Source organism: Lacibacter sp., from assembly GCF_035299325.1.
GTDB lineage: Bacteria > Bacteroidota > Bacteroidia > Chitinophagales > Chitinophagaceae > Lacibacter.
In genome coordinates this window covers 135,696-155,083 of record NZ_DATGWT010000002.1, presented here as the reverse complement: position 1 = coordinate 155,083, position 19,388 = coordinate 135,696, and the positions used below count along the sequence as shown (strand labels likewise).

General features: G+C 40.1%; 13 protein-coding genes. 4 read left to right on the top strand and 9 right to left on the bottom strand.

Annotated features, from left to right (window positions below):
• Positions 1-10: 10 nt before the first annotated feature.
• The 6 genes from VK159_RS01475 to VK159_RS01450 all read right to left on the bottom strand — a co-directional run bounded on the left by VK159_RS01475 (position 11) and on the right by VK159_RS01450 (position 9,462).
• The gene (locus tag VK159_RS01475; RefSeq protein WP_324228361.1) at positions 11-2,437 is read right to left on the bottom strand and encodes an ABC transporter permease; all 2,427 of its coding nucleotides are present in this window, start codon (positions 2,435-2,437) and stop codon (positions 11-13) included.
• 9 nt (positions 2,438-2,446) lie between these two features.
• Positions 2,447-4,831, bottom strand: coding sequence for an ABC transporter permease (locus tag VK159_RS01470; RefSeq protein WP_324228360.1), 2,385 nt, complete (start codon positions 4,829-4,831; stop codon positions 2,447-2,449).
• Positions 4,832-4,843: 12 nt separating this feature from the next.
• The gene (locus tag VK159_RS01465; protein WP_324228359.1) at positions 4,844-7,273 is read right to left on the bottom strand and encodes an ABC transporter permease; all 2,430 of its coding nucleotides are present in this window, start codon (positions 7,271-7,273) and stop codon (positions 4,844-4,846) included.
• A gap of 71 nt (positions 7,274-7,344) precedes the next feature.
• A complete protein-coding gene (locus tag VK159_RS01460) occupies positions 7,345-8,022 on the bottom strand; it encodes an ABC transporter ATP-binding protein (RefSeq protein ID WP_324228358.1) in 678 nt (225 codons plus the stop codon).
• Positions 8,023-8,035: 13 nt separating this feature from the next.
• Positions 8,036-8,206 carry a hypothetical protein gene (locus VK159_RS01455; RefSeq protein ID WP_324228357.1) on the bottom strand — a complete coding sequence of 57 codons (171 nt, stop codon included), beginning with the start codon at positions 8,204-8,206 and terminating at the stop codon, positions 8,036-8,038.
• A 2-nt stretch (positions 8,207-8,208) separates the two neighbouring features.
• Positions 8,209-9,462 carry an efflux RND transporter periplasmic adaptor subunit gene (locus VK159_RS01450; protein ID WP_324228356.1) on the bottom strand — a complete coding sequence of 418 codons (1,254 nt, stop codon included), beginning with the start codon at positions 9,460-9,462 and terminating at the stop codon, positions 8,209-8,211.
• A 302-nt stretch (positions 9,463-9,764) separates the two neighbouring features.
• On the opposite strand from VK159_RS01450, the gene VK159_RS01445 reads away from it, so the two are divergent.
• Together VK159_RS01445 and VK159_RS01440 are read left to right on the top strand one after the other, a co-directional pair.
• Positions 9,765-11,156, top strand: a complete 1,392-nt coding sequence (locus tag VK159_RS01445) for a sigma-54 dependent transcriptional regulator (RefSeq protein ID WP_324228355.1) — start codon at positions 9,765-9,767, stop codon at positions 11,154-11,156.
• Between the two features lie 59 nt (positions 11,157-11,215).
• Positions 11,216-12,556, top strand: a complete 1,341-nt coding sequence (locus tag VK159_RS01440) for a HAMP domain-containing sensor histidine kinase (protein ID WP_324228354.1) — start codon at positions 11,216-11,218, stop codon at positions 12,554-12,556.
• Between the two features lie 6 nt (positions 12,557-12,562).
• On the opposite strand, the gene VK159_RS01435 is transcribed toward VK159_RS01440, so the two are convergent.
• Both VK159_RS01435 and VK159_RS01430 read right to left on the bottom strand, forming a co-directional pair.
• Entirely contained in the window at positions 12,563-12,985 is a 423-nt protein-coding gene (locus VK159_RS01435; RefSeq protein ID WP_324228353.1) for a DM13 domain-containing protein, read from the bottom strand.
• A gap of 10 nt (positions 12,986-12,995) precedes the next feature.
• On the bottom strand, positions 12,996-13,721 hold the full coding sequence (locus tag VK159_RS01430; protein WP_324228352.1) for a hypothetical protein: 726 nt from the start codon (positions 13,719-13,721) through the stop codon (positions 12,996-12,998).
• A gap of 167 nt (positions 13,722-13,888) precedes the next feature.
• Between VK159_RS01430 and VK159_RS01425 the strand changes: the two genes are divergently transcribed.
• Together VK159_RS01425 and VK159_RS01420 are read left to right on the top strand one after the other, a co-directional pair.
• Positions 13,889-14,338 (top strand): YHS domain-containing (seleno)protein, encoded by a 450-nt coding sequence (locus VK159_RS01425; protein WP_324228351.1) that lies wholly within the window; start codon positions 13,889-13,891, stop codon positions 14,336-14,338.
• A gap of 80 nt (positions 14,339-14,418) precedes the next feature.
• On the top strand, positions 14,419-15,765 hold the full coding sequence (locus VK159_RS01420) for a GH1 family beta-glucosidase (protein WP_324228350.1): 1,347 nt from the start codon (positions 14,419-14,421) through the stop codon (positions 15,763-15,765).
• A 38-nt stretch (positions 15,766-15,803) separates the two neighbouring features.
• Here VK159_RS01420 and galA read toward each other — a convergent pair whose 3' ends face one another.
• A complete protein-coding gene (gene galA / locus VK159_RS01415; protein WP_324228349.1) occupies positions 15,804-19,202 on the bottom strand; it encodes a beta-galactosidase GalA in 3,399 nt (1,132 codons plus the stop codon).
• Between the last annotated feature and the right edge of the window lie 186 nt (positions 19,203-19,388).

Here is a 19,388-nt window from a genome sequence, read left to right as displayed (position 1 = left end):
ATGTAAGTTTTTATTCTGTTCGTAAACTTTTTACCGGGTTAGCTACGGCCGCTTTGATTGCCTGGAAACTAATCGTAATAACTGCAATGCCGAGTGCAGCAATACCAGCCAATACAAATACCCACCACGATAGACTAATGCGATAGGCAAAATCCTGTAACCATTTATTCATTGCAAACCATGCAACAGGTGTGGCAATTACAAAGGCAAGAAGCACCAGCCGTAAAAAATCTTTTGATAATAATTGTGCAATGGTGAGTACACTTGCGCCTAACACTTTGCGTACACCAATTTCTTTTGTTCTTGATTCAACAGTATAAGTAGCCAATCCAAATAATCCCAAACAGGCAATGATGATGGCCCATACCGATGCTGTTGTAAACAGGCGACTGTACTGTTGTTCGGAGATGTACTGTTTATTAAAATTATCATCAGCGAAAAAATATTCAAACGGATTATTGATGAAATAGGACTTAAACAGCTTCTCAAGTTTAGCTACGTTCTCCTGTATTTTATCTGAACTCAGCCGAACAGTAAAGTAAGCACTGTTGCTTTGCGGATAAAAAATGATCGGTTCAATGGCCCGTTGTAAACCGGTATGATGATAATTCTTTACCACTCCCACAATCTGCAGCTTACGCTCATCCCATTGTACTTTTGTATTCAATGCATCTTCCACTGATTTAAAACCAAGCTCTTCAATCGCTTTTTCATTCATCAGCACTTTATCATTATCATTCCACTCCACCATTGTTTCTGCTTGTGTAAATGTGCGGCCTCCCGCCAGGCCGATCTGATAAGTATTGAGATAGCGATCATCGATCAATGTAAATGAAAACGATTTAAACTCATCTCCTTTTCGTGAACCCGGCTGAGTGAAACCCGATGTCGCAAAATTGAATCCATTACCCGGCACGCTGCCACTCAACGCATAATCTTTTACAAAACTCTGTTGAGCGATCATATTAACGAATGCATTCCTTCGGTCTTTATACGTACTGTCACGCCCCACCTGCGGACCACGGATCACCAGCAATTGTTCTGTATTTACGCCAAGGTTCTTATTCTGCATATAATTCAACTGCTGGTAAATAAATGCAGTAACAAGCAGTAAGCCAATTGAAATAGCAAACTGAAAAACCACCAGTGATTTTCGTAATACAACGCCTTTTGTTGTTTTGATCAGTTTCCCTTTCAATGTTTCAATAGGATTGAAACCGGACAAACTAAAAGCCGTATATGCACCGGAAAGCAATGAGCCTGTTATCAGCAACAGTAATCCGATCATCCATGTTTTTGTATATAACAAGGACGACAACGACAGCTCTTTGCCAACAATATCATTGAACAACGGTTGAATAAGTTGCACGATCAACAAGCCCAATCCAAATCCAATCAGGTTTACCAATAACGATTCACCAAGAAATTGCATCACCAGCGATTGACGGGATGCACCTACTACTTTTCGTACTCCAACTTCACCCGCCCGTTTCAATGAATTGGCTGTAGAAAGATTGATATAATTAAACCATGCAATTGCAAGAATCAACAACGCAATAATACCGAGAATGTAAACATATTTCAGATTACCGCTTGTTTGATAATAATCGCTGAACGATGCGGGCAAATGCACATTGGCAAATGATTGCAACCGAAACTGCAATCCATCTTTATCTTTTTTCAGTTGGGTCCTGAGTGTTGTTAATTTTTGTTCCAGTCGTTTATGATCAGCACCATCACTTAACCGGAAATAGGTATTGATGTATTGTGAATTGAGGTTATCAAGTTCGGCCCAATCATTTCCGTTGAGGTTAGCAGGATTTTTCAATGTTGCCAGCGAAAAAACCATATCAAACCGGATGTCTGAATTCTCAGGTATTTCATACACCCCTTCTACAACATAGGTTGCTTTACCAAACTGGTTGTACAAAGTCAATGATTGACCCATTGGATCATCTTTCGCAAAATATTTTTTTACGGCGGCTTGTGAAAGAAACACAACATTTGATTTTTTAAATGCTGATGCCTTTCCTTCAATTATTTTAAAACTAAAGAACTCAAAGAAATTACCTTCTGCATAACCAATCTCTGTTTCTCTGAATGGTTCCGCTTTCTCTATATCACGACGAACAATTCCTTGTCCCGCACCTTCTTCAAATCTGCAATAGTCTTCGATTTCGGGAAAACTTTCTTTTACCCGTTGTGCCCAACCCGGCTCTACCTGTGGCCATGTTTGTCCTTTTTGATCTTCATTCAACAACCGATAGATCGATGACAGGTTTTTATGAAAACCATTTACGCTCTTCTCAAAACTTACATATTGCAATATCAACAGGAATGCTGCAATACCCATTGCCAAACCGGAAATATTGATGAAACTATACAGCTTGTTACGCCATAAATTTCTGAAAGCAATTTTGAAATAGTTTTTGAGCATATAATTCGTTTATTCTGTGCGTAAACTTTTTACCGGGTTTGCAACGGCCGCCTTAATTGCCTGATACGATACTGTAAGCAGTGCTACAAATACAATTCCTACAGCAGTAACGGCAAACAACCACCAACTTAAATCAGTACGGTAAGGATAATTTTGTAACCACTTGCTTACCGCCAGCCATGAAAGCGGCATTGATACGCAGAGGGAAAAGAAAACCAGTTTCAGGAAATCTTTCGAAAGCGTTGTTGCAATGCCGGAAACAGAAGCACCTAACACCTTACGCACACCTATTTCTTTTAATCGCTTTTCAGCAGCCAGCACCGATAATCCGAAAAGTCCGATGCATGAAATAAGAATGGTAAGGAGCGCACCGAACAACAGCATTTTTTTCCATCTTGCTTCACTATCGTACTGACGTTGGTTACTGATATCTTTAAACTCATAACTGTATGGACGCAATGGTTCAATATTTTTATACACTTTTTCAATGTATGGCAGTACAGAAGCAGCAGATCCGTCTTTGATGCGCACCACTGCTAAATTCAGCGATCCCACTTCGCCCCGAAAAATCTGTGGTTTGATGATCTCATTCAATGAAGCGTAGTGATAGTCTTTTACTACACCAACTACAGTGTACTTGTGTTCACTGTACCAGAAGTCAATTGTTTGCCCAATTGGATTTTTCCAGCCGGCGGCTTTTACAAATGCTTCATTTACGATAGCAGTTGAAGTTGTATCAGATGAAAACGAAGAAGAGAAATTTCGTCCCTGTATCACGGGAATTTTATATAACGGAAGATATGCAGGATCGATCCAGTCAACAGTAAAATCAATTTCCTGCGAGCCGTTTACCCGTGCGACTGTTTGGTTAAATCCGTTGTTACGGAAAGCTACTTGCTCAATCCCTGGATTTTTTAATAACTCCTGACGAAACGCAGCAAACTTGTTGTGAGAAATATCCGGAACGGTGAGTACATTCTTATCATCGTACCCAAGATCTTTTGATACCAGAAAATCAAACTGCTGGTACATAACAGTGGTGGCAATAATGAGCAATGTTGCAAGTGAGAACTGGAGTACCACCAATGATCGTTGTAAATAATTTTTCCCTGCAAGCCGAAATCTGTTGTACAAAGTTTCTACAGGATTAAAACCAGACAATACCAACGCAGGATAAAAACCTGCCATGAAACCGGTAAGGATAAACAACAGGATATAACCGAGCAATAACTTCGTATCAAATAAATACGACAGCGCTAATGATTTATTTGAAAGCTGATTAAAAAACGGCATCAGCAGTTGTGCAATACCAATGGCCAGCACAAATGCAGCAAAACAAATAATGTACGACTCACCCAAAAACTGCCAGATCAATTGTCTGCGATCGCCACCCACTACTTTGCGAACACCGATTTCTCTGGCACGTTTTAACGAACGTGCGACAGTCAGGTTTACAAAGTTGATACAAGCAATAAGTAACACAACCAAAGCAATGGCCGAAAGAATATACGAGTACATTGGATTGCTTGCACCTGTTAAACCGTTCGATGCATTGTATTCTTTGCTCAGATGCATATCAGTAAAAGGCTGCAGTTTGTACTCCGACTTTGCTGTAAAGCTGTATTTTTCTGCTACTACTTTTATCATGTCTTTTGCATCGGTTGCATAGAACTGCATCATTTTTTTCTCTGTTTGCTGCACATCGGCACCGGGAGCCAATACTACAAATGTGTTGAGAAAAAAATTGAACCAATTCATACGATCACTCAATTCACCGGGTTCCATTTGCATTTTTGTAAGCAACTGGAACTTGATGGATGAATTTTGCGGACAGTCTTTTGCCACAGCCGTAATCGTATGTGGTTTAAACTCACCATTGCGTTGCAGTTGCAGGGTTTTACCTACCACATCAGCCGATCCAAAATACTTTCGTGCAATTGTTTCTGAGATCACCACATCATCCGGACCCTGCAAGGCCGTTTTTGCATCGCCATATAACAACGGAAACTGCATCACCGAAAAAAAGTTACTGTCAACTTTGTGTGCCTCCTGCCCTACTACCTCTGCACCTTTTTTGATATTAAAATAATCGCCCTGAAAACGAACAAAGGCTGCAATTTCAGGTACAGCAGATGCAAACGCCGGCCCATGCAAACTGCCGGTATTACCACTTTGCATCATAATACTTCCATCGGCACCCACCTGTGTGCTTACAATGCGATAGATATTGTTAACATTAGGAAGAAAGCGATCGTAACTGATCTCATCTTTTGTGTACAACAAGATCAGCATGGCGCAGGCAAGCCCCATACTTAAGCCAGCGATATTAATAAATGAGTACACCCTGTTTTTTAGCAGATTACGCAAAGCAGTTTTAAAATAATTCCTGATCATGTGATGTTAGGTTTATTCGGTACGCAAACTTTTTACCGGATTTGATAATGCAGCTTTCACCGCTTGCGAACTCACGGTTAACACAGCAATGATCAATGCAATAACAGCAGCAGCGGCAAACACCCACCAGCCAATACTTACACGATACGCAAAGTTTTGCAGCCACTTGCTCATAGCCCACCATGCAAGAGGTATGGCGAATATGCATGCTATTAATACAAGCTTCACAAAATCTTTGCTCAGCATTTGCACAATGCCTGAAACAGATGCACCCAATACTTTACGGATACCGATCTCTTTTGTACGTTGCTCAGCCATATAGGTAGCAAGGCCAAACAATCCAAGACATGCAATAAGAATTGCCAGGAATGAAAAAGAGAATGCAATTTTGCCGATGCGTTGTTCATCCAGATACATTCTGTCGAACGATTCATCAAGGAAATTGTAAGAGAATGGCATACCCGGAGCCATTGCTTTGAATTTTGATTCAACCTGTGACAGTAAATTTTTCATATCCTTTGTTTCAACACGAAAGGCCGCTGCCCACCTGTTATTACCAAGCCTAAAGGCCAGCGGTGAAACATTTTTTCGCAGCGACTCATAGTTGAAGTTTCTCACTACACCTATCACTGTATAAACAATAGGATTCTGTCCGTCGGATGAATAGAGTTTTCTTCCAACAGGATCACCGCCGCCAATTAAAGCTGCAGTAGCTTCATTGATAATTAAAGCTGTCGAGTCCCCACCATATTGCGGAGAAAAATTGCGACCCTTAATTATCTCCATTCCAAGCGTTGGAATATAGTCGTAATCAATTCGCCAGTTCTGCATATTAAATCCGTTCTTCTCCGTCATTACAGATTCTGTTGACCATGTATTATCATTACGTGCTGAATTGCTTACAGGTAAAAAACCTGCAAAGGAAGCAGACTTCACACTGCTTAGTTTTGCCACTTCTGTTTTGAATGACTCAGCTGTAGATCTGCTCATTGATGGAATATCAACCACCATTACCTGTTCTTTATTGAAGCCTATTTTTGTTGATTGGATATAATTCAGTTGCTTGTAAATAACAATCGTGCCTGTAATCAATAAGATGGTTGTAAAGAACTGGAATACCACCAATGTGCTGCGCAGGTTACTCTTCGAAAATCCGGTATTCATTTTTCCTTTTAAAACAGCAATGGGTTTGAAAGAGGAAAGAAAAAAAGCCGGATAACTTCCCGCAACAAGACCAACAACTATGGGCATCGCTAATAAGAATAACAGGAAACCTGGCTGCAACAGATCAGTAATTTGAAATTCTTTTGCTGCAAGATCATTGAACCAGTTTAAGGCAAGCCAAGTGAAAGCAACCGCCAGCAGCAATGCAATAAAACTTGTTAGTGTTGATTCTGCCAAAAATTGGCGGATCAATGATTTCTTTTCTGTACCCAATACTTTCCGGATACCTACCTCTTTTGCTCTTGAGGCTGAACGTGCAGTGGAAAGGTTCATAAAATTGATACACGCAATCAGCAATATAAACAACGCAACTGCGCCAAAAATATAAACGTACTGTATACTTCCATTTACACCCAACTCAACACCTCTTTCAGAATGCAAGTGAATATCCGTTAACGGTATCAGCGAATATGCAAGCCTGTTCCCGGTTTTTTCAAAATCCTTCATGCTTTCAATCTGCATGAATTGTTTCGCCTGCGGTAACATATATTTATCAATTACCTGCACAAAGTTTTTCTCAAATGCTTTATAATCTGTGCCTGGCTTTAAAACAATATAGGTGTGAAAATTATGGCTCAGAAAATTACCAAAACCATATTCCACATTATCCATTGATAAAAACATATCCAAAATGAAATGCGAATTCTTTGGAATGTCTTTGATGACTGCCGTTACTTTATACAGCCTGTTTCGTTCATCATTACATTCCATTGTTTTACCCATGGCTGCTTCAACCGAACCGAAATATTTTTTTGCAGTACTTTCAGTAACCACAACTGTATTCGGTTCATTCAACGCTGTTTTAGGATTACCCGCAATAGCAGGAAATGTAAACACATCAAACAATGTTGAATCAGCATACGCCACTCTGCTCTCGTTAATAAATACATTGTCTTTCTTAAACAGCTTGGAGCCTTCGCTGGCATATATTCTGGCAAACTGCTCTACCTGCGGATAATCTTTTTTGAGTGTAGCACCCATGGGATCGGCACTCACCGCCATATTTAAAGCAGTACCACCAAAACGGATATCAGAATTGATGCGGTAGATGCGATCGGCTTTTTCATGATAACGATCGTAACGCAATTCATCGGTGATGTAAAGTGTAATGAGTATAAAACTTGCAAGCCCCGATGCAAGTCCAATAATATTGATAAGTGAGAATGTTTTATTCTTCAACAGATTTCGCCAGGCAATCTTTAAATAATTACTGAACATGATAACAAGGTTTAATGGTTGGCAAAGAAGCTAAATGATTATGGTTAATGGCTAATTGGGGAATGATTTAATCAAACCAAAATATTTTCCGTAACCGTGTGCCCATCGAGCATGCGGACAATACGATGACTGTATTTTGCATCGTGCTCACTATGTGTTACCATGATGATGGTTGTGCCCTGTTCATTCAAATCCGTAAGCAACTGCATTACTTCATTACCGTTTGATGAATCAAGATTACCGGTCGGCTCATCGGCAAGAATAAGCTTGGGATTATTCACCACTGCACGTGCAACCGCCACACGCTGCTGCTGACCACCGCTTAACTGCTGCGGATAGTGATTACGACGATGCATGATCTGCATTTTGTCAAGCACCTCTTCTACTTTTTTCTTGCGCTCATCAGCTTTTATATTGCAATAGATCAACGGCAACTCAACGTTCTCGTACACAGTTAACTCATCAATGAGGTTAAAGCTCTGGAACACAAAACCGATATTACGTTTACGCAGATCGGCACGTTTGCGTTCGTTGAAACCTGCCACTTCTATTCCATTGAACATGAAACTGCCGCCATCAGGATCATCGAGCAAACCAAGAATATTCAACAAGGTTGATTTGCCGCAACCGCTGGGGCCCATTACCGCTACAAACTCTCCTTCCTTCACTTCCATTGACAATTTGTTCAATGCAACAGTTTCTACTTCTTCTGTACGATAAAACTTTTCGAGATTGGTGATCTTTATCATTGATGTGATTTTTTTACAATTGAAAATAGTTTAAAGGGCCGTGCAACAGAAAATCGTTTGATGGCAGTTGCTTTACTTCTTGTTCTTCAAGATCGCATGTACGATTGTTGCTCACAACAACAGATGTTGCACCCAGCAAACAGATCAGAACAAACGCCATCAACAAAATGAATTGCTTTTTCATTGTTATTTCTTTAAGATTAATTCCTGCATATTGCCATAGTTTTCATAGCTGCTGGTCACTACTTTGTCGCCGGGTTTCAATCCACTCAACACTTCATAGTAGTCAGGATTCTGCCGACCCAGTTGAATATCTACTTTGTAAGCAACTGTTCCGTTTTCATTCAACTTAAATATCCAGTTACCGCCTGTCTGCTGGTAGAAACCTCCTTTCGGTAAAAGAATGGCCTGTGTTTCTTCACTCAAACCCAAACGTACTTGCAGTGTTTGTCCACGACGGATACCTTCGGGTACTTTCTCTGCAAATTCCATATCAACCTGAAAACGGCCATTAGTAACCTGTGTATATACTTTTTTAATTTTCAGCTGATATGTTTTACCTGCCACATCACAATTACCAAGCAGCCCTGCAAACACCCGGCTGATATAATGTTCATCAATATCTACCCGGAGCTTGTAGCCACTCATCACATCAATCTGTCCAAGACGTTGCCCTTTATTTTTGTTCTCACCAATTTCTGCATCAAGCGATGTTAATTGTCCATCAACAGGTGCACGAACGATCAGGTCACCTACTTTTTTACGCATCAATGCAAGTGTGCGTTTCATCTGTTGGTAGCTTTCACCCATTTGATCAACCTGCTGCTTCATACTTGTTGCATCAGTTTTCATGATCTGCTCCGTTAATTTTTTCCGGCGTAACTGGTAATCGTATAAATTTTTACTGCTTTGAAATTCCTGCAGGCCAATTACTTTTTGTTCATGCAATTTCTTATTGAGAATATATACACGTTCAGCTTCTTTCAATGCATTATCAACTTCTGCATCCTGGTTCTGACGGTTAATGGAGTTTTGCTCAGCATTATTTTTACTGATCTGCATTTGGGTTAACACATTAAACACCTGGGTTTCCTGGTTGGCAAGTTGTAATTCAAGATCGGTGTTCGATAAACGAAGAATAGGCTGGCCTTTCGTCATCATGGCTCCATCCTCTACAAATTTTTCTTCTACCCTTCCGCCTTCCATTGCATCAAGATAAATAGTGCTTTCAGGTAACACCACTCCGTTTAATGTAATAAACTCATGAAAGGCTGCTGTTTTAATTTCGCCAATGGTAATGCGTTCAGTATCTACATTTAACTTCGATTTGCCCGATGTGAAATAAACGCTGGCAGCAATCAACCCAACAATAGCTGCAATTCCTGCAATCGTCAGAATGCGTTTCGTGTTCCATTTCTTCTTTTCAATAACTCTGTCCATGTAAAATAATTTCCTTTTTAAAATCTGTTCTCTTGACGTTGAAAGTTACCCCGATGTTACAACAGGGTAACTTTTGAAACCAAAGAAATCAATTGAGAACATGCAGATAACCTATAACACCGTGCCAACGGGCTAATACATTGGTTATCATGCCAGTACTTTCTCCTTTAAATTAAAAGTGTACGGTTTCGATACAACAGGTGTACGGTTTTGATACAGTTTCCTTTGGTTGGGATTTTTGTTGAGAATTAGTTGTCAATACTTTACGAATATGGTAAACTTGTGGTGGTGAACGTACTGCCATGAATACAAACAGTACGATCGAACATAAAAGAATGAATTTAAAAAATTCCCGCATACTGATCATTGATGATGATACGGATGTTCTCACAGCTGTGCGATTGCTGTTGAAAACTGAAGCAAAGGAAGTAGTGACCGAAAAGAATCCGGAAAACATCCGTCACCTGTTGGCCAAACAAAGCTTTGATCTCATAATGCTTGATATGAATTTCAACAGCACCATTCATACCGGCAACGAAGGAATTTATTGGTTGAAAAAAATCAAAGAGCAAACGCAACAGCCTGCGGTGATCATGATCACTGCTTATGGAGATATTGATCTTGCAGTACGATCATTAAAAGAAGGTGCTGCTGATTTTGTGATAAAACCCTGGCACAACGAAAAACTTATCACCACTATTCGTGAAGCATTAAATAAAAAAGGTGCAGATAAATCTTCAGGAAATCTTGTTTCGTCTGCCGCTGCCGGTAAAACGGTGGTGGGTGAAAGCGCTGCCATGAAAGATATTTTTGTGAAGATCGAAAAAATTGCACCTACCGATGCAAACGTTCTGATACTTGGAGAAAACGGCACGGGTAAAGATCTTGTGGCACATGCTATTCATCAGCAATCGTTACGTGCAAACAAACCTTTTATAAAAGTTGACGCCGGTGCATTAACAGAAACATTATTTGAAAGCGAATTGTTCGGTCATAAGAAAGGTGCATTTACAGATGCAAGGGAAGAACGCATTGGCCGGTTTGAAGCTGCCAACGGCGGTACCTTGTTTTTAGATGAGATCGGTAATATCAGTTTGCAACAACAGGCGAAATTGTTATCGGCATTGCAAAACAGGCAGATCATTAAGCTGGGAAGTAATGAACCGATTCCTGTTGACATTCGTTTGATCTGTGCAACCAATCTTCCTTTAGCTGAACTGGCCAATGAAAATCGTTTTCGTAAAGATCTTGTGTATCGTATAAATACCGTTGAAATTACATTACCGCCACTGCGTAAACGCAAAGAAGATATTCCATTACTGGCACAGCATTATGTAACGGTGTATGCGGAGAAATACATCAAGCCAAATATCCAGTTAGATAAAAAAGCAATTGACAAATTGGTAGAGCATCCTTTTCCCGGCAATGTGCGTGAACTGCAATACAGTATTGAACGTGCAGTGATCATGACAGAAGGTGATACACTTTCTGCAAGTGATCTTATTTTTTCGCCAATCGAAACTGCACGCATGCAGGCTGAAGAAGATGAACAGGATCTTAAGTTGAGCAGCATGGAGAAGAATACGATTCTCCGTGTTATTGAAAAACATAATGGTAATATTACAAAAGCAGCAAAAGAACTGGGTTTAACAAGAACAGCGTTGTACAGGAGATTGACGAAGTATGATATTTGAGTCCGTAAAACGCCCCGTCTGACGCCCTCGTCTGACGAAATCAAACACAGAACAAGAATATGTTTAAACGCTACGAATTCAGACTATTCATAAAATTGATATTGCTGTTTGCAATACTATTTGTTGCTGCATGGTTGTTGGTGAAAGAATACTTCTTGTATGCCGGATTTCTTTTACCCATACTTGGTTACCAGTTTTATGATCTTTATCAATTACTCAACAAAGCACAGAACGAAGTAAAAGAATTTGCTGAATCAATTCACTACAGAGATTTCTCGAGGCACTTTAATGTAAAACATGCTCCTGCTGAATTACAACCATTGCGTGAAGGATTTAATGAGATCAACTCCACGTTTAAAGTGATCAGCCGGGAGAAAGAAACGCAATATGTTTACTTACAGAAAATACTGGAGCTTGTTGATACCGGTATTCTTTCCTACAAAACCGATACAGGTGAAATTGTCTGGATGAATGAATCATTTAAACGGATGATGGGTATCCCCTATTTAAAAACCATTCACTCATTGGAGAAAAGAGACGAGGGATTATATAAGGAAGCGATCAATATAAAGACCGGCGAAAGTAAACTTGCCACAGCCACAAATGATAAAACAAGTTTTAAAGTGTTGCTGTCGGCCACAGCTTTTCAAACGGATGATCAAACATTCAAACTCATCGCTTTCCAAAACGTAAACGAAGCATTGGATGAAAATGAAGCAGAAGCATGGCGCAAGCTGTTAAGTGTAATGACACATGAGATCATGAATTCTGTTGCACCGATTTCATCCTTGGCAGAAACATTAAAGAACAGGCTACATCAGAGTGTGGAGCATTTGCAGAACAAAGAAGGTTCGGTTGATGACCTTGCACTTGGCATTGAAACCATTCAACGCCGAAGCGAAGGGCTCCTGAAGTTTGCAGAAACCTATCGTAATCTGAATAAGATCACCACACTCAACAGCAAAAAAATCTTGGTACGTGATCTCTTTGAAAACCTCAACTTGTTAATGCAGCCAACACTGGAACAGAAGCAGATCGAACTGGATATTATCCTGAAAGATCCTGCAGTTACAATAGTTGCAGATATTAATTTATTGGAGCAGGTATTGATCAATTTATTGGTGAATGCCATTGAAGCAGTAAAAGATAAACCCGATCCGCAGATCATTCTCACTGCAAGCACAACCACAGCAGGTAAAACAGTGATCAAGGTATCTGATAACGGCAGCGGTATGTCTGCTGAAATTCTGGATAAAATCTTTATCCCATTCTTCAGTACAAGAAAAAACGGAAGTGGTATTGGCCTCAGTCTTTGCAAACAGATCATGCTGTTGCACAAAGGCAATATTCGTGTGCAAAGTAAAGAAGGCGAAGGAAGTTCATTTATACTCGTCTTCTGATTGCTGCTACTGCACTAATGTTGCACTGCCAAACAAATGGTTATACTGCTGGCAATGGATCAACGCATATTTGTATTGTGCAAAATCAGGTGTTCCCGGAATTGCATATACCTGGTTGCCACTTGTTGAACGGAGTTTACCCAAACTGATAAAGTTGATTGGTTGTATTTCTTTTGAAAGATATACATACAGATCCGGGCCATTCGAAATATTTACATTCACAAGCGCTAAGCTTAAAGTACCGTTTGATGCACGAAGTACTCTTGCCTGTCCGCTGACAGCACCCCAAGGACCATTTACAAAACTTCCCATATACAGTACAGTTTGATTCACCGAATCAACGGGATCTGTACCCGGTGTTGTAGACGCTTCTTTTTTACAACTTACAAAAAGTAAGGCAGTAATTCCAAGAACAAAAATGTATTTCATATTGATCGTTTTAAAAATGATATGCAACACCAATGCCGCCGTTGTTCGCTTTGTTGCGGAAACGATCAACATCTTCTGGAACTGTTTGTTTTACATTGGTTGTTTTGTATTCAACAAACATGAATTGATAAACGCCTTTCACACTCCAGCGCTTGTTTAAATGATAGTAGAGGAAGAATTCTGAATTAAGCGAACCAAGATCAAGATCACCGGTGAGTAAAAGATTAAAAGGAGCCGGCTTTGCTTCGGGTTCAGTTCTTGTTGTCCCGTTACTTGTGAAAATAGCACTTCCTGTTCTTCCAACAGTAAAACCGATGAGATCTATATTGAAACCTGCATATAATTTTCTGCTGATATGATAACCAAAATTTGCCGACAGGTTCAACGAGTTGGTGAACGGACGTTGTACAGTGAGTGTATCCCAGTTCTCAGTTCTTTGTTCTGATACCACAACAATGAATGGCACACTTGATCCACGTGCCACATCAGCAGGTGCTGTCCAGAAATCTTTTTTCACACCAAAATATGCGGTGTTGCGTACGCCAAGTCCCAATTCAAATTTTCTTTTCTTTCCCATACGCCAATTATATACATAGGAAGCAGCGAGTGTTTGTTGCGATGCTCCGATGGTTGCAGTAAAATCTGCAAAGCGATTGGTGCGTGGCAATTCTTTTATTTCCTGGGCAGAAACAGAAGTACTGATAAATGCAACTAAGATGACGGATGTCCATTTCATAATAACCGTATTAACGTAACACAAAACTAAAAGCAAGTACAAACCCGATTTGTCCTGATACTGACATTGCTACAGAAATCAGCGTTAAAATTGTTTAACGGATTTGTTGTAAGCTGCACGACCTTTTGCACACTCCTCATCTTTTAGCTTTGTTCAAATTCTTAAAGATGAAAAAACTAGTTCTGCTTACACTACTTACGATCTTTTCGACTGCACAGATGAATGCACAGCAAAAACAGATATTCACAAAAAACAATATTGCTGTGAATGGCTATGATGTGGTTGCTTACTTTACCCAGAGTAAACCGGTAAAAGGGAATGATGAACATACTGTTACCTGGAAAGAGGCCAAATGGCTTTTTTCCACAAGTGAACATGCCTCGTTGTTTAAAGCCAATCCCGAAAAATATGCTCCACAATATGGAGGACATTGTGCGTTTGGTTGCTCACGTGGTTACAAAGTAAAATCAGATCCTGATGCATGGAGTATTGTGAACGGTAAACTCTATCTCAACTATAATAAGGAAGTAAGTGAACTGTGGAAGAAAGATATTGAGAACTATATTAAAAAAGCAGATGCAGCATGGGAATCAATAAAGAACAATGAACGGAAGTAGAAAACTTGCAGAGGTTTTGGTAAACTTCATTTGTTAACATTCAGTTCACGTTCAAACCACAGCTTTGTAAAAATCAATTTTTGCACTTACCCTCCTCCTCTTCGTTTGGAAAAGACTTTCTATGGGGTGTGGCTATTGCGGCTGCACAAAATGAAGGTGCATGGAATGTTGACGGACGTGGCCCTTCTGTCTGGGATGTGTTTGCACGAAGACAAGGAAAAATAAAAGGCAGCGCCAAACCAACAGAGAATTGCGATTTTTATCATCGTTATAAAGATGATCTCCTGCTTGTAAAAGCACTTGGCTTTAATGTATTCCGCTTTTCATTTTCCTGGAGCCGCATTTTTCCTGAAGGGACAGGCAAAGTAAATAAAGAAGGTGTTGCTTTCTATCATCGTATGATCGATGAATGTTTGCAATTAGGATTAACGCCATTCGCAACACTTTATCATTGGGATCTTCCACAAGCATTACAAAAAGAAGGCGGCTGGACAAGCGTGCACATGCAGAAATGGTTTACACGTTATGCAACATTCTGTGCAGAAGAATTCGGAGACAAAGTAAAACACTGGATCGTCCTTAACGAACCAATGGGTTTTACTTCACTTGGATATATGCTTGGCAAACATGCACCAGGCAAAACAGGCTTGGAACATTTTTTTCCTGCGATTCATAATGCAGTACTTGCCCAGGCAGAAGGTGGAAGGATTTTGCGTAAACGTGTTCGGGATGCTGTCATCGGAACAAGCTTTTCGTGCAGCGAAGTTGTGCCGTTCACAACTAAAAGAGAAGATATAGAAGCAGCTAAACGTTTGGATATTTTACTCAACCGTTTATTTATTGAACCAACGCTTGGACGAAATTATCCAAACGAAGATTTTCCATTGATCGATAAGCTGCATCTTAAAACAAAAGCGTGGCGATATACTGAACGGATGCAGTTCGATTTTGATTTTATCGGGCTGCAGAATTATTTCTCTGTAACTGTAAAACACAATTCACTTATTCCATACATACAGGCAAGTGAAGTGCCTGCCAAAACAAGAAAAGCACCACATACATCATTGGGCTGGGAAATTAATCCTGAATCATTTTATCGTTTATTGAAACGTTACTGGAACTATGGCAGCGTAAAATCAATTATTGTTACGGAGAACGGAGCATGTTTTAAAGACACACTGAAGAATGGTTCTGTTCATGATACAGAACGAATCGAATATTTCAAACAATACCTCGCTGCCGTGTATAAAGCCAAACAGGAAGGCGTTAAGATACAAGGCTATTTAGCATGGACACTCATGGATAATTTTGAATGGGGTGAAGGATTCAACGCAAGGTTCGGTTTGATACATGTAGATTTTAATACACAACTTCGTACCATAAAAGACAGTGGTTATTGGTGGAGAGATTATTTGTTGAGTAAGTAACAGTTGTCTATTCACCTTCTGATGAACAGACAATGTATTTATTTTTTTAAATACTTCTTACTCATCTCATCATACAGAAGTAAGTACTTATTCGATTTACCATCCTTGTCAAAAAATTGCTCCCACGAGCTTAGTGGCTCCCAAATACAAGTGCCCTTCCCTTTCCCATTTGGTAAACTGAATGCAATTTTATTCACTTCTTCTTTCAACGCAGAATACTCCACCACAATCACATCTTTGTTATAACGACGAACAAGATCATTTAGATTATTTTCCAGATCAGCCAGAGTACCATGCCATTTTGGGTAATACGATTGACCGATAACATCAAAATGAACACCACGTGCAAGCATGTTATCAATAAAAAAAACCGATTCGTTGTTTTGTCCGCCGAGTGCAACATGCAACATCATTTGCGTTGTTGGTTCAACCGCTTTTACTGCAGCTGTTCCTGCACAAAGCAGTTGCGCCAGCTGATCGATATTTGCCACATTACCATCGGGCCAAACGATTCCATGATTGATCTCATTGCCCACCTGTACCATATCAGGCGTCGTGCCCTGTGCTTTCAGTTCCTCCATCACCATCTTTGTATAATCATACAAAGCTTTCTTCAACTCTTCAAACGAAAGACCTTTCCATGCAGCAGGTTTGTATTGCTTACCGGGATCGGCCCAGTAATCGCTGTAATGAAAATCGAGCAACAGTTTTAAACCGGCCGCTTTTACACGTTTCGCCATTTGCTTGGTGTAGTCGAGATTGCAGAAACCTTTCTTTGGTGAATAACCACTGTCCTGTGCAGGATCATGAAAGATGCGTAAGCGCACATAGTTAATGCCATGCTCTTTGATGATCTCTATTGCATCTTTGGTTACACCTTTGTCAGAGAATTTCATTCCCTTTGCTTCCAGTTCGGGTAAGAACGAAATATCAGCACCCATCATTTGATCCACCACTCTTGGCTTTGCTGCTTCCCCTTTCAGTTTATACTTTTCATCAATGGTAATCGTTGCTGCTTTTACCGGATCAACTGTAATAACATCGGTAGAGCCTGTAAATAAATTTCTTGCACTTGCTTCAACTTTAAATATGCCGGGCTTTGTTCCCGACTGAATAATCACCTGGCATTTACCATTGAACAAACTGCGTTGCCACAAACCATCTGCACATTTATCTGCTTCATGACTGCTGGGGTCGCCATTGCCAACGCCAATAATTTTTGCATCACCTTCTACTTTAAAATAGATCATATTGTTTGCATCGGGTACTTCACGACCTTCTCGATCAACAACAGAAACATTCATCACTGTTGCATCTTTACCATCGGCCAGCATGGTTGTTTTGTAAGGCGTCAATACCACTTCAACAGGTACACCTGTTGTTTCAACTTTGCTTGTTAAACGTCTGCCGTTCTTAAATGCAACAGCTTCCAGTTTGCCCGGCTCAAATTCTACTTTCCATTGCAGGTGACCATTACGTGGCATGTCTTTCTTACCTAAACTTTTTCCATTCAAAAACAATTCAACATTATCTGCATTACTGTTAACCCACACATCAATTTGTTTTTTCGGTTGTCCCCACTCGTTACGATGATTCCAGTGCGGAGAAATATGCAACACATCTTTATCGGTCCACCAGCTTTGATAGTAGTAGTAAATATTTTTCGGGAAGCCACATACATCCATCACACCAAAATGTGAATTGATGTTCGGCCATTTGTACGGTGTTGGTTCACCGCGATAATCAAAACCTGTCCAGATAAAACCACCTAACCAAAAATCGTTTGTTGCAGCCAGCTTCCACCACTCTTCTGCACGGCTTGCCCACCATGGAGCTGTAATATCCTGGTCTGGTACATACGCACGGATAGAATCTTTTTCCAATGCACCACGTGTAGTAACCGTACTGCCCATCTCAGTACCAATGATCGGTTGATCCGGATGATCTTTATGATAATCGGCCACAGCAAACTGACGATAATTGAAACTGCGGACAGGTATTACTTCGTTCACACCTTTGTACACATTTGCCAAATCAGCTGCATAAGTACAGGTGCGTGTTGGATCGAGTTGCTTTTGTTTGGCAATAAAGGTTTCTGCAATACGCTTACCGAATGAGTTGGTATGAATCCATCCTTCTTCGTTACCAATGCTCCACATAAAAACAGAAGTACGGGTGCGGTCACGCTTCACCAAGCGTTCAAACTGATCCATGTACTCAGCACCACTATTCAGCAAGCGTTGTTCATCCATTACCAGCATACCCAAACTATCACATGCATCCAGCAACTCTGGTGTCGGTGCATTATGACTCGTACGATATGCATTTGATCCAAATTCTTTCAACAAACTAATGCGATAGTATTGCAAATAATCAGGCAATGCACTTCCTACACCTGCATGATCCTGGTGATTGTTTGTACCAAATATCTTTACATGCTTTCCATTTAAGAAAACGCCGTTGGGTTTAATTTCAATTGTGCGGAAACCAAAACGAAGTTTCTTGCTATCCACCACCACTCCATTTTGTTTCAACTCCACTACTACACGATAGAGATAAGGATTCTCCAACGACCATAAGGTTGGATTCGCTACACTAATGGTCTGCTTTAACGTTTTCTCTTCGTTAGTGTTAATAGCAAGTGATATTTCTTTCCCTGTACCGATCCTTACACCACTTCTATCGGTCAAATAAGTATTGATCGAATAATTTCCACCTGCAGTATATTCATTCGCAACAGTTGTTTCTACATTCAGCGTTGCTTTATTGCCTGTGATGTTTGCATACGCAAACACACCATCAGTTGCAATATGTGTGTTGGGATAACTGTTTAGCCATACATGACGATATATACCTGCACCTTCGTAAAACCAGCCTTCGTATTGTGTTGCATCAACACGTACAACAATAACATTGTTTCGATCGTAATTTAGAAAATCAGTTACGTCATAATTCACACCCACATAACCGCTCTTGTTATTGCCGAGATAAAATCCATTGATCCAAACCTGTGCATCACGAAAAATACCATCAAATTGTAATTGAAAACGACGACCTGAATCTGATTTTGCTACAGTAAAATGTTTACGATACCAACCGATGCTTGTTGCAGGAAACAATCCGCCTACAGGTTTGTAACCATGGCTCTCAACATCAAAATTATCAACGTAAGCAAATGGTAATTCAACCGCCCAATCATGTGGCAGGTTGAGTGTGCGCCAGCTACTATCGTTAAACCGTGCGTCGATGGCTGTGCCAAATGCTCCACCCGATTTTGAGAAAATTGTTTTGATGCTGTAGTTGAAATCTTTTTCAGGATTGGCTGCGTGACCGAAGGCAAATTTCCAGTTGTTATCGATGTTTATTTGTTTGCGTTGTGCAAAGCTGCAAATGCACATAATCATTGCCGCAAAAAATGTAATCTGTTTTTGTTTCATTCGTTATTCTTTCCTGCTTACTTAAAAAGATCAGAAATTGATCTTCGGTAAATAAGCCGTTTTCATAATACTATCTTTTCTAAACCTTGTAAAAGTATTGCTGTTAATCGGATATAGCTAAAAATTTCCTCCGTAGAAACGAAGGAAATTTTTTAAAAACTACTGATGCGATTGAACTACATCAGT